Annotated in this window: 9 protein-coding genes; 6 read left to right on the plus strand and 3 right to left on the minus strand. The window is 69.7% G+C overall.

Annotated elements, in window-relative coordinates:
• The first annotated feature begins 4 nt into the window (after positions 1–4).
• From folE2 to VV867_RS01705, 4 genes are read left to right on the plus strand one after another with little or no spacing between them, the layout of a single operon-like run.
• On the plus strand, positions 5–898 hold the full coding sequence (gene folE2, locus VV867_RS01690; RefSeq protein WP_328565478.1) for a GTP cyclohydrolase FolE2: 894 nt from the start codon (positions 5–7) through the stop codon (positions 896–898).
• Positions 895–1,560, plus strand: coding sequence for a metal ABC transporter ATP-binding protein (locus tag VV867_RS01695; RefSeq protein WP_275628092.1), 666 nt, complete (start codon positions 895–897; stop codon positions 1,558–1,560). Before folE2 ends, VV867_RS01695 begins: the two co-directional genes overlap by 4 nt.
• Positions 1,557–2,423, plus strand: a complete 867-nt coding sequence (locus tag VV867_RS01700) for a metal ABC transporter permease (RefSeq protein WP_109934385.1) — start codon at positions 1,557–1,559, stop codon at positions 2,421–2,423. Before VV867_RS01695 ends, VV867_RS01700 begins: the two co-directional genes overlap by 4 nt.
• Positions 2,424–2,446: 23 nt before the next feature.
• Positions 2,447–3,319 (plus strand): metal ABC transporter substrate-binding protein, encoded by an 873-nt coding sequence (locus VV867_RS01705; protein ID WP_328565479.1) that lies wholly within the window; start codon positions 2,447–2,449, stop codon positions 3,317–3,319.
• Here VV867_RS01705 and VV867_RS01710 read toward each other — a convergent pair.
• A complete protein-coding gene (locus VV867_RS01710) occupies positions 3,316–3,768 on the minus strand; it encodes a GNAT family N-acetyltransferase (RefSeq protein ID WP_328565480.1) in 453 nt (150 codons plus the stop codon). The two genes, VV867_RS01705 and VV867_RS01710, sit on opposite strands and share 4 nt — an antisense overlap.
• A gap of 580 nt (positions 3,769–4,348) precedes the next feature.
• Positions 4,349–5,533 (minus strand): C17 cyclopropane fatty acid synthase CfaB, encoded by a 1,185-nt coding sequence (gene cfaB, locus VV867_RS01715; RefSeq protein WP_328565481.1) that lies wholly within the window; start codon positions 5,531–5,533, stop codon positions 4,349–4,351.
• A 279-nt stretch (positions 5,534–5,812) separates the two neighbouring features.
• Here cfaB and VV867_RS01720 point away from each other — a divergent pair, with 279 nt between their 5' ends.
• Positions 5,813–7,291, plus strand: coding sequence for an MDR family MFS transporter (locus VV867_RS01720; protein WP_328565482.1), 1,479 nt, complete (start codon positions 5,813–5,815; stop codon positions 7,289–7,291).
• A gap of 21 nt (positions 7,292–7,312) precedes the next feature.
• On the opposite strand, the gene VV867_RS01725 is transcribed toward VV867_RS01720, so the two are convergent.
• Entirely contained in the window at positions 7,313–8,614 is a 1,302-nt protein-coding gene (locus VV867_RS01725) for an MFS family transporter (protein ID WP_109933187.1), read from the minus strand.
• Positions 8,615–9,230: 616 nt separating this feature from the next.
• Between VV867_RS01725 and VV867_RS01730 the strand changes: the two genes are divergently transcribed.
• Positions 9,231–10,556 carry an OprD family porin gene (locus VV867_RS01730; RefSeq protein ID WP_109934446.1) on the plus strand — a complete coding sequence of 442 codons (1,326 nt, stop codon included), beginning with the start codon at positions 9,231–9,233 and terminating at the stop codon, positions 10,554–10,556.
• Positions 10,557–10,564 lie beyond the last annotated feature (8 nt).

The raw sequence follows: 10,564 nt of genomic DNA on the forward strand, positions 1-10,564 counted from the left end.
CCCCATGACCGCCTTCCTCCCGGACGTCGCCAGCCAGGCCGCGTCCGACACCCTCGCCCTCGACTGGGTCGGCATGCAGGGCATCGCCCTGCCGCTGCGCCTGCACGGCGAACGCCTGGGCGCGCTGGCCGACGCCGGCGTCAGCCTGGACGACGCCGCCGCCCGCGGTATCCACATGTCGCGCCTGTACCTGGCCCTGGCTCGCCTGGAGCAGGCCGAGCTGGGCCCGCGGCTGCTGCGCGAAGTCCTCGACGACTTCCTCGCCAGCCACGCCGGCCTGTCGCGCCGCGCCAGCCTGCGCCTGGCCTTCGACGCCCTGCTCGAACGCCCGGCGCTGGTCAGCCCGCTCAGCGGTTGGAAGCAGTACCCCTGCGAGGTCCACGCGCGCCTGGACGACCAGGGCCTGCGCCTGGAGCTGCGCCTGCGCCTGGCCTATTCCTCCACCTGCCCCTGCTCGGCGGCCCTGGCCCGCCAGCTGATCCAGCAGCGCTTCGCCGCGGACTTCGCCGGCTGCGAACCGAGCCACGGGGAAGTCCACACCTGGCTCGGCAGCAGCGCCGGCATAGTCGCCACGCCCCACAGCCAGCGCAGCTTCGCCGACCTGCGCCTGCACCTGCGCGAAGAGCTGCCGGGCCTGCCGCTGCGCGAGCTGCTCGACTGCGCCGAGGCCGCCCTGGGCACTGCCGTGCAGACCGCGGTGAAGCGCGCCGACGAGCAGGCCTTCGCCCTGGCCAACGGGCAGAACCTGATGTTCTGCGAGGACGCCGCCCGCCGCCTGCACCGCGCCCTGGCGCAACGCGACGAACTGGACGCCTTCGAGCTGACCGTGGTGCATGCCGAAAGCCTCCACGCCCATGACGCCGTGGCCCGCAGCCAGTGGCGCCGGGAGGCCCCATGATCCATTGCCAGGCCCTGCAGTGGGGCCCGCCGCGCCTGCCGCTGACGCCGCCGCTGAACCTCGACCTGGCCGCCGGCAGCCTGACCGCCGTGGTCGGCGCCAACGGCTGCGGCAAGAGCAGCCTGCTGAAGGTCATCGCCGGCCTGCAGAAGCCCCTGGCCGGGCGCGTGCGGGTGGAATTGCGGCCGCGGGAAATCGGCTACCTGGTGCAGCAGCAGGCCCTCGACCGGCAGTTCCCCATCAGCCTCGGCGAGCTGGTCGGCGCCGGTTTCTGGAACAGCCGCCTGCCCAGCGCCGCGCGCCGCGAACAGCTGCGCCGGGCGCTGGCCGAGTGGCAGCTGGAAGGCCTGGAGCAACGCCCGCTGGCGGCGCTCTCCGGCGGCCAGTTGCAACGCGCCCTGCTGGCCCGCCTGGGGCTGCTGGACAGCCCGCTGCTGCTGCTCGACGAGCCCGACGCCTGCCTCGACGAAGCCGGCCAGGCGCTGCTCTGGCAACGCATCCAGGCCTGGCACCGCGAGGGCCGCACCCTGCTGCTGGTCTGCCACGACCTGGCGCTGGTGCGCGAGCGCGTGCCCGACTGCCTGCGCGTGGCCGCCGAGGGCTGCCGCCACGGCCGCTGCCGCGACCTCCTGGGCCCGGGCGGCCTGGCGCGGGTGGCATGATGGCCCTGCACGCGCTCTGGCAGCCCTTCGTCGAATTCGCCTTCATGCGCCGCGCGCTGCTCGGCGGCGTGGTCCTGGCGCTGAGCGCCGCGCCGCTGGGCGTATTCCTCATCCTGCGGCGCATGAGCCTGATCGGCGACGCCATCGCCCACGGCATCCTCCCCGGCGCCGCCATCGGCTTCTGGCTGGCCGGGCTGTCGCTGCCGGCGCTGACCCTCGGCGGCCTCGGCGCCGGCCTGGCGGTGGCCGGCCTGGCCGCCTGGGTGACGCGCCACACCGGCCTGCGCGAGGACGCCAGCCTGGCCGCGGTCTACCCCATCTCCCTGGCCAGCGGCGTGCTCCTGCTGGGCCTGGCCGGCAAGCGCCTGAACCTGCTGGAGCTGCTATTCGGCTCGGCCCTGGCGGTGGACCGCACGACCCTGCTGGGCATGCTCGGCGTGGCCGTGCTCAGCCTCGGCGTGCTCGCGCTGATCTACCGCAGCCTGCTGCTGGACAGCCTCGACCCGCTGTTCCTGCGCAGCGTCAGCCGCCTCGGACCCTTCGCCCACGGGCTGTTCCTGGGCCTGGTGGTGCTCAACCTGGTGATCGGCTTCCAGGCCCTGGGCGCATTGATGATGGTCGGCCTGATGATGCTGCCGGCCGCCGCCGCGCGCTTCTGGAGCCGCCGCCTGCCGGCGCTGCTGGCGCTGGCCGCGGGCTTCGGCGCGCTCGCGGTGTGGCTGGGCCTGGCGGCGTCCTACGCCTGGTCGCTGCCCAGCGGGCCGGCCATCGTCCTGCTCGCCGGCCTGTTCTACCTGTTCTCCGTGCTGTTCGGCCCGGTGCACGGCCTGTTGCGCCGCGGCCTGCTGCCCATCCCGCAATGACGTCCCCTTCGAGGAAAACCACCATGCGTGTCCTGCTGCTCCTGCTCGCGTTCTGCCTGCCCCTGTCGCTGCCCGCCGCCGAAAAGCCGAGGGTGGTGACCAGCTTCAGCATCCTCGCCGACATGACCCGCGCGGTCGGCGGCGAGCACATCCAGCTGAACAACCTGGTCGGCCCCGACAGCGACGCCCACACCTACGAGACCACCCCGGACGACGCCCGCGCCGTGCGCCAGGCGCAGCTGGTGGTGGAGAACGGCCTGGGCTTCGAGCCCTGGCTCGACCGCCTGGTGAAGAGCACCGAGACCGGCGCCAGGGTCATCCAGGCCAGCCACGGGGTGATCCCGCGCAGCCTGGAGGAGGACGGCCGGACCATCCCCGACCCGCACGCCTGGAACAACCTGGCCAACGCCGACCTCTACGTCGGCAACATCGCCAGGGCCCTGGCGCAGATCGACCCGACCAACGCCGCCGACTACCAGCGCAACGCCAAGGCCTACCTGGAGCAGGCCCACGCACTGCTGGCCTACGCCAAGGACAAGCTCGGCAAGCTGCCCGCCGACCGCCGCACCCTGGTCACCTCCCACGACGCCTTCGGCTACCTCGGCCAGGCCTACGGCCTGAAGCTGCTGGCGCCCCAGGGCCTGTCCACCGAGCGCGAGGCCTCGGCCACGGAAGTCGCCGAGCTGATCCGGCAGATCCGCGAGCAGCACATCCGTGCGGTCTTCGTGGAGAACATCAAGGACCCGCGGCTGATGCGGCAGATCGCCGAGGAAAGCGGCGCGAAGATCGGCGGCACCCTGCATTCCGACGCCCTGGCCAGCGAAGGCCCGGCCAGCACCTACCTGGGCCTGTACCGCAGCAACGTCGATACCCTGTACCAGGCGCTGGGCGACTAGAGCACCAGGCTCAGGCGCAGGCGATCGCGGCAGGGGATGCCGTTCTCGACGATGGGCTCGGGGTAGTTGAGGCTGAAGTAGTCGGGCTCCACCGCGCAGATGCGAAAGCCCATGCGCTGGTAGAGCCCCAGCTGCGCCAGGCTGGAATTGCCAGTGGCGATATCCAGCCGCAGCGCCCCGGCCGCCCGCGCCGCCTCGATGGCCGCGGCCAGCAGCCGCTTGCCCAGCCCACGGCCCTGCCAGGCCTCGTCCACCGCCAGGTTGGTGACCTCCAGCACGCCCCAGCTCACCGGCGTCAGCGCCAGCACGCCGCGGACTGCCTCGCCCTCGACCAGCGCCAGCAGGCGGGATTGCGGGAGGTAGCGTTCGATCTGTTCGCGGCTGGGGTCGGCGAGCAGGAGCAGGGGCCAGGGGGCTTGGGTGAGGGGGAGTTCCTGGAGGGTGGGCACGGGAGGGCATCCGGGCGGGGCTGGAGGGGCATATTGTGCCGCAGAGGAAGCGAGGTTGCTTGAGAACGGAGCGTGCTGGATGCAGTAGTGCTTTGGGGTGACTCAGCTCCCTCTCCCCAACCCTCGGCTGCGCGCCCCGCCCTGAAGGGAGAGGGGGCTTGTCCGTGCCGAGAAAGGATCTGGTGTTAGCCGGGTGCTCGGTACAAGCCGGCTAACGCCGAAACATCAGCGCACACCGAACGGTCCCCTCTCCCTTCAGGGAGAGGGTTAGGGAGAGGGCGCTCTTCAAGGCACGCACCAATCCTCCCGGCAGACAACATCGCGGACAGAGTCCGCTCCTACGGGGAAATGCCACGCCTTCCGGCAACCTGTAGGAGCGAGCTTGCTCGCGAACGGACTCCGCAGCAGGGTTTATTCGCGAGCAAGCTCGCTCCTACGAAGAGCATTTCGGCGCGGGCCGCAAGACAGTTGCTCCTACGAGTGGCCCCGGCACCATGCCCATGTAGGAGCGCGCCCTGCGCGCGAATCGCGGGCAGGGCCCGCTCCTACAGGTGGCACCGGAGCGCGATCTGGCCGCGCCTCAGGCGTAGATATCCCCCCGGCTCCACGGCACCTCGTGGCTGCCGTCCGCGTGGGGCTTGCTGGCGAGGATCTGGTGCAGGTTGATCCAGCCCTTCTTGAAGCCGTAGGCGCAGCCGGCCAGGTACAGGCGCCAGATGCGCAGGGCCTGTTCGGGGACCAGCCTGGCCGCCTCCGCCAGCTTCGCTTCCAGGTTGGCGCTCCAGAAGTCCAGGGTGCGCGCGTAGTGCAGGCGCAGGCCCTCGACGTCGACCACCTCCAGGCCCGCCTCGCTCATGCGCGCCACCGCCAGGGACAGGTGCGGCAGCTCGCCGTGGGGGAACACGTAGCGGTCGATGAAGTCGCCGGCGCCGCGGCCCACCGGGCGGCCGTCGGTGTGCTTGGCGGTGATGCCGTGGTTCATCACCAGGCCGCCGGGGCGCACCGCGTCGTACAACTGCTGGAAGTAGATGCCCAGGTTGGCGTGGCCGACGTGCTCGAACATGCCCACGCTGACCACCTTGTCGAAGCGGCCATCGCGCGGCAGGTCGCGGTAGTCCAGCAGCTCCAGCGTCACCTTGCCTTCCAGGCCCTCGGCCTTCACCCGCTCGCGGCCGAGCTTGAGCTGCTCCTCGCTGAGGGTGATGCCGTGCACCTGGGCGCCGAACTCCCGCGCCGCCAGGCGGGCCAGGCCGCCCCAGCCGCAGCCGACGTCGAGCAGGCGCTCGCCGGGCTTCAGGCGCAGCTTGCGGCACAGGTGGCGCAGCTTGGCCAACTGGGCCGTGGCCAGGTCCTCGGTGCCGGTCTCGTAGTAGGCGCAGGAGTAGACCATCTGCGGGTCCAGCCACAGCCGGTAGAAGTCGTTGGAGAGGTCGTAGTGGTAGTGGATGGCCTCGGCGTCGGTGCGCTTGTCGTGGCTCTCGCGGATGAAGTCGGTGGGGCCGTCGTCGGCGCCCAGGGCCTCGCTCAGGGCATCGCCCATGGCGATCACGTCGCCGATCGGCCCCTCGATGTCCATGCGCTTCTCGACGTAGGCGCGGCCGAGGGCGTCCAGGCTGGGGTGGGTGATCTCGGTCAGCAGCGTGGGATCGCGGACGATCAGCGTCACCTGCGGATCCGGGCCGAGGTCGAAGGCCTGGGCCTCGCCGATGCGGATGCGCAGCGGCAACTGCAGGGACAACAACTCAGAGGGCAGGTTGGCTTTCATGCATTCCTCCTGGTCACGAACAGAAAAACTATAGAACAGGACTCCCATAGCCTTCCCCTATGAGGATTCCCGCCCTTCGTCTATCGATGGATCCGGCGGCAGGTGCGAACGAAGCGCTGCAAAAGCGTAGCAGGAGATTTCTGACAGTCAGCTTGTCCATATCGAGATAGAGCCTTTCCCGGATTGCAAAAGTGCGACAGCGCGCCACAGGCACAATCCGTTAGACTGCTAAGCATCCAACCCGTCCCAACGAATTTTCCTTACGCCCAAGGGGGGTTCTTGAATACCTTCAGCCAGCCGCGTCCGCCGGTGCGCACCATCCTCATCGGGCTGATGCTGGCGATCTTCCTCGGCGCGCTCGACCAGACCATAGTCGCCGTCTCGCTGCCCGCCATCTCCGCCGGTTTCGCCAACTTCGACCTGCTGGCCTGGGTGATCTCCGGCTACATGGTCGCCATGACCATTTCCATGCCCATCTACGGCAAGCTCGGCGACCTCTACGGGCGCCGCCGGCTGATGCTTTTCGCCACCGCGCTGTTCACCTTCGCCTCGCTGCTCTGCGGCCTGGCGCAGAGCATGGAGCAGCTGGTGCTGGCGCGGGTGTTGCAGGGCGTGGGCGCCGGCGGGCTGATGTCGGTGAGCCAGGCGATCATCGGCGACATAGTCCCGCCGCGCGAACGCGGCCGCTACCAGGGCTACTTCAGCAGCATGTACGCGGTGGCCAGCATCGCCGGCCCGGTGCTGGGCGGCCTGCTCACCGAGTACCTGTCCTGGCGCTGGGTGTTCCTGATCAACCTGCCGGTGGGCCTGGTGGCCTTCGCGGTGTCGCGGCGCACCCTGGTCGGCCTGCCGGTGCCGGGCCGGCGGCCGCGCATCGACTACCTGGGCACCGCGCTGATGATCGCGGGCCTGGGCAGCCTGCTGCTGGCCATCACCGACGTCGGCCAGGGCGCCGACTGGCGCGATGCCAGGCTGCTCGGCCTGTTCGCCGCGGCCCTGGCGCTGCTGGTGCTGTTCGTCCTGCAGGAGCGCCGCGCCGCCGAGCCGCTGGTGCCCATGCAGCTGTTCGCCATCCGCGCGGCGACGCTGAGCTGGATGGTCGGCTTCTTCGCCAGCTTCCAGATCATCTCGCTGTCGGTGCTGGTGCCGCTGCGCTTCCAGTCAGTGACCGGCGCCGGCGCCGACAGCGCCGCGCTGCACATGCTGCCGCTGGCCATGGGCGTGCCCATCGGCGCCTACTGCTGCGGCCGCCTGACCACCGTGCTGGGCCGCTACAAGCCGCAGATAGTCGCCGGTGCGCTGCTGCTGCCCTGCGCGGTGGCCGGCCTGGCCCTGACCACACCCTCCAGCTTCTGGCTGTCGGGGCTGTTCATGCTGCTGTGCGGCACCGCCGCCGGCACCCAGTTCCCCACCAGCCTGGTGGCCGCGCAGAGCGCCGTGGAGCATCGCCACCTGGGGGTCGCCACCAGCAACACCACGCTGTTCCGCTCCCTGGGCGGCGCGGTGGGCGTCGCCCTGATGTCGGCGATCCTCCTGGCCATGCTGCAGCCGCTGGCGGCCGGGGAGGGCTTCGGCCACGGCATCTCCGCCAACGAACTGCTCGCCAGCCTCGCCGGCCCCGGCCACGAGGACCGCCGCCTGCTGCTGGACGAGGTGTTCCGCCGGCTGTTCCTGGTCAATGCCGGCGTCGGCGTGCTGGCGCTGCTGATCGCCCTGGCGCTGCCCAACAGCCGCCTGCGCGGCAAGGTGGAGGACTGAGCCTCCACCGGCCGGGGGCGGTCAGTCCTCGTCGTTGAGGTAGCTGACCTTGCGCAGGTCCGGCAGCAGCAGGCAGACCACCAGCGCCACGCCGCACATCACCGAGACGTAGATGTAGAAGTACGATTCCACGCCCAGGTTCTTCAGGCCCAGGGCCACGTACTCCGCCGAGCCGCCGAAGATGGCGTTGCCCACCGCGTAGGACAGGCCCACGCCCAGGGCGCGGATTTCCGGCGGGAACATCTCCGCCTTGATAAGCCCGCTGATGGAGGTGTACAGGCTGACGATGGCCATGGCCACGATGATCAGCACGAAGGCCAGGTAGGGGCTGGTGGTGGTCTTGAGCGCGGAGAGGATCGGCCAGGTGCAGAGCATGCCCAGCACGCCGAACCAGAGCATCGAGGTCTTGCGCCCGATGCGGTCGGAGAGGGCGCCGAACAGCGGCTGCATGCACATGTAGAGGAACAGCGCGAAGGTCATCACGCCGCTGGCCACCTTGGCGTCCATGCCCACGGTGTTGACCAGGTATTTCTGCATGTAGGTGGTGAAGGTGTAGAAGATCAGCGAGCCGCCGGCGGTGAAGCCGAGCACCGTGAAGAAGGCGCGCTTGTGGTGGGCGAACAGCTCGGTGAGGGTGCCGGACTCCTTGCGGTGCAGGTTCTCGTCCTTGGCCGTCTCGCTGAGCGAGCGGCGCAGGTAGAAGGCGATCACCGCGGTGATGGCGCCGACCACGAAGGGAATCCGCCAGCCCCAGGCGCGCAGCTCGTCGTTGCTCAGCAGCTGCTGCAGGATCACCACCACCAGCACCGCCAGCAGCTGGCCGCCGATCAGGGTGACGTACTGGAAGGAGGCGAAGAAGCCGCGCTGGCCCTTGAGCGCCACCTCGCTCATGTAGGTGGCGCTGGTGCCGTACTCGCCGCCCACCGACAGGCCCTGGAACAGCCGCGCCAGCAGCAGGCCGGCCGGCGCCAGCACGCCGACGGTCTCGTAGGTGGGCATCGCCGCGATGGCCAGGGAGCCGCCGCACATCATCAGCACCGAGATCATCATCGCCGTCTTGCGCCCCTTCTTGTCGGCGATGCGGCCGAACATCCAGCCGCCGATCGGGCGCATCAGGAAGCCGGCGGCGAACACCCCGGCGCTGTTGAGCAGCTGCACGGTGGGGTTGTCCGAGGGGAAGAAGGCATGGGCGAAGTAGATGGCGGTGAAGGCGTAGACGTAGAAGTCGAACCACTCCACCAGGTTGCCGGAGGAGGCGCCGACGATGGCGAAGATGCGTCGGGTACGTTCTTCGGCAGAGTAATGCGGTATGGGTGCGTTCATGCGGGCTCTCTCGTCGATGAAGCTGTTATTGGCGTTGTACGGCGGGCCTCCCTGTCCGCCGGACGAGGTGTGGCGGGCCGCAGCCTGCCGACACAATCTGTTACAGGAGTATAGCCCCCTGCCGATAGCCAGCTAACGATGAATCCCGTCCATGGCCGGCGGCCCGGCCATTGAAAGGGCGAATATCGAACGCCCGTTCGGCATTTCCGATTGACCGGCACAAGGCCAGCTTCTATCGTTTCGCCACCCACGCGTGCCTGCCGGGACTACTTGTCAGGTACCCCTCGGTGGGCCGCAGGGTCCGACCTTGTCCACAAGACAAGGTCGATTACCTTCCCCTCGCAGGGCGGCTCCTGCCGCAAAGCCTCGGTGCCCCGTCCACACCCCCGGACGCGCAGGCACCGGGGGGATAATGGTCCCCCCGCCCCCACCTCCCCGTCGTCGCCCCGTGCCCGTCCGCCGCCGCCCGGCTGACGGAATTGTCATGTCCGCCTCATCTCCGGGTCATTCCGCCGTCATCAGGATGGAGCCTGCCCGCGCGCGGCCCCGCCGCCGCGGGCGCACAACGACAACGCGGCGCGCCCCGCGCAGCCGCCTGCACACCATGGAGCGATCGATGACACAGCGGAACATTCCCCTGGCCCTTTCCCTGCTCGCCGCCGGGCTGGCCAGCCCCCTGGCCGGCGCCGAGGAAAGCGCCGAAGGCTTCCTCGAAGGCAGCCGCCTGGACATCCTCAACCGCAACTTCTACTTCAACCGCGACGACCGCCACGGCCAGGCCAGCCCCAAGGGCAACGGCTATTCCGAGGCCTGGGCCCAGGGCCTGGTGGGCCGCTACCAGTCCGGCTACACCCAGGGCACGGTGGGTTTCGGCGTCGACGCCTTCGCCATGCTCGGCATCCAGCTGGACAGCGGCGACGGCCGCAACGGCGGGCACAGCTCCTTCGACGTGCTGCCGGTGGACGCCCGCGGCCGCACGCAGAACGAATACGCCAAGGCCGGCGGCGCCGCCAGGTTGCGCCTGTTCGACACCGAGCTGCGGGCCGGCGACGTGTTCCCGCAGACCCCGGTGGTGCACTACGGCGACTCGCGCCTGCTGCCCGAGACCTTCCGCGGCGTGACCCTGAACAACGCCAGCCTCGAGGGCCTGGACCTGCAGGCCGGGCGCCTGCATTCGATGAGCCAGCCCAACGAGCGCAAGATGAGCGAAGGCTTCTCGACCTTCTACGCCGGCCCCGTGGACGCCCCCTGGATCGCCTACCTGGGCGGCGACTACGCGCTCACCGACAAGGTCAGCGTGAGCCTCTACGGCAGCCGCCTGAAGGACGCCTGGAAGCAGTACTACGCGGCCACCTCGGCGACCTACCCGCTGGCCGACGGCCTCGACCTGTTCGGCGGCTTCACCTACTACAAGTCGGTGGACGACGGCGGCCGCGAGCTGCTGGGCGAATTCAATACCAATATCTGGAGCGGCAAGCTCGGCGTACGCTTCGGCGCCCACACCCTGGCCCTGAGCCACCAGCGCAACAACGGCAGCAACGACTTCGACTACCTGCGCCAGTCGGACTCGATCTACCTGGACAACTCCATCCAGTACACCGACTTCAACTCGCCCAGGGAGCGCTCCTGGATGCTCCGCTACGACCTCGACATGCAGGCCTACGGCGTGCCCGGCCTGAGCTTCATGACCCGCTACGCCCGCGGCAGCGACGCCGACTACAGCCACGCCAACGCGGTGTACATGCGCCGCGACGAAAACGGCGACCCGCTGACCGACCAGAAGCGCTGGGAGCGCGACATCGAGGCGAAGTACGTGGTGCAGGACGGCAGCCTGAAGGACCTGTCCTTCCGCCTGCGCCAGGCGACGACGCGGGCCACGGCCTTCGAGTCGGACCTGGACGAGGTGCGGCTGATCGTCGAGTACCCGCTGCGGGTGCTTTGAGGTTCGGT

The organism is Pseudomonas sp. JH-2 (genome assembly GCF_036231725.1).
In the GTDB taxonomy this organism is placed as follows: domain Bacteria; phylum Pseudomonadota; class Gammaproteobacteria; order Pseudomonadales; family Pseudomonadaceae; genus Pseudomonas; species Pseudomonas delhiensis.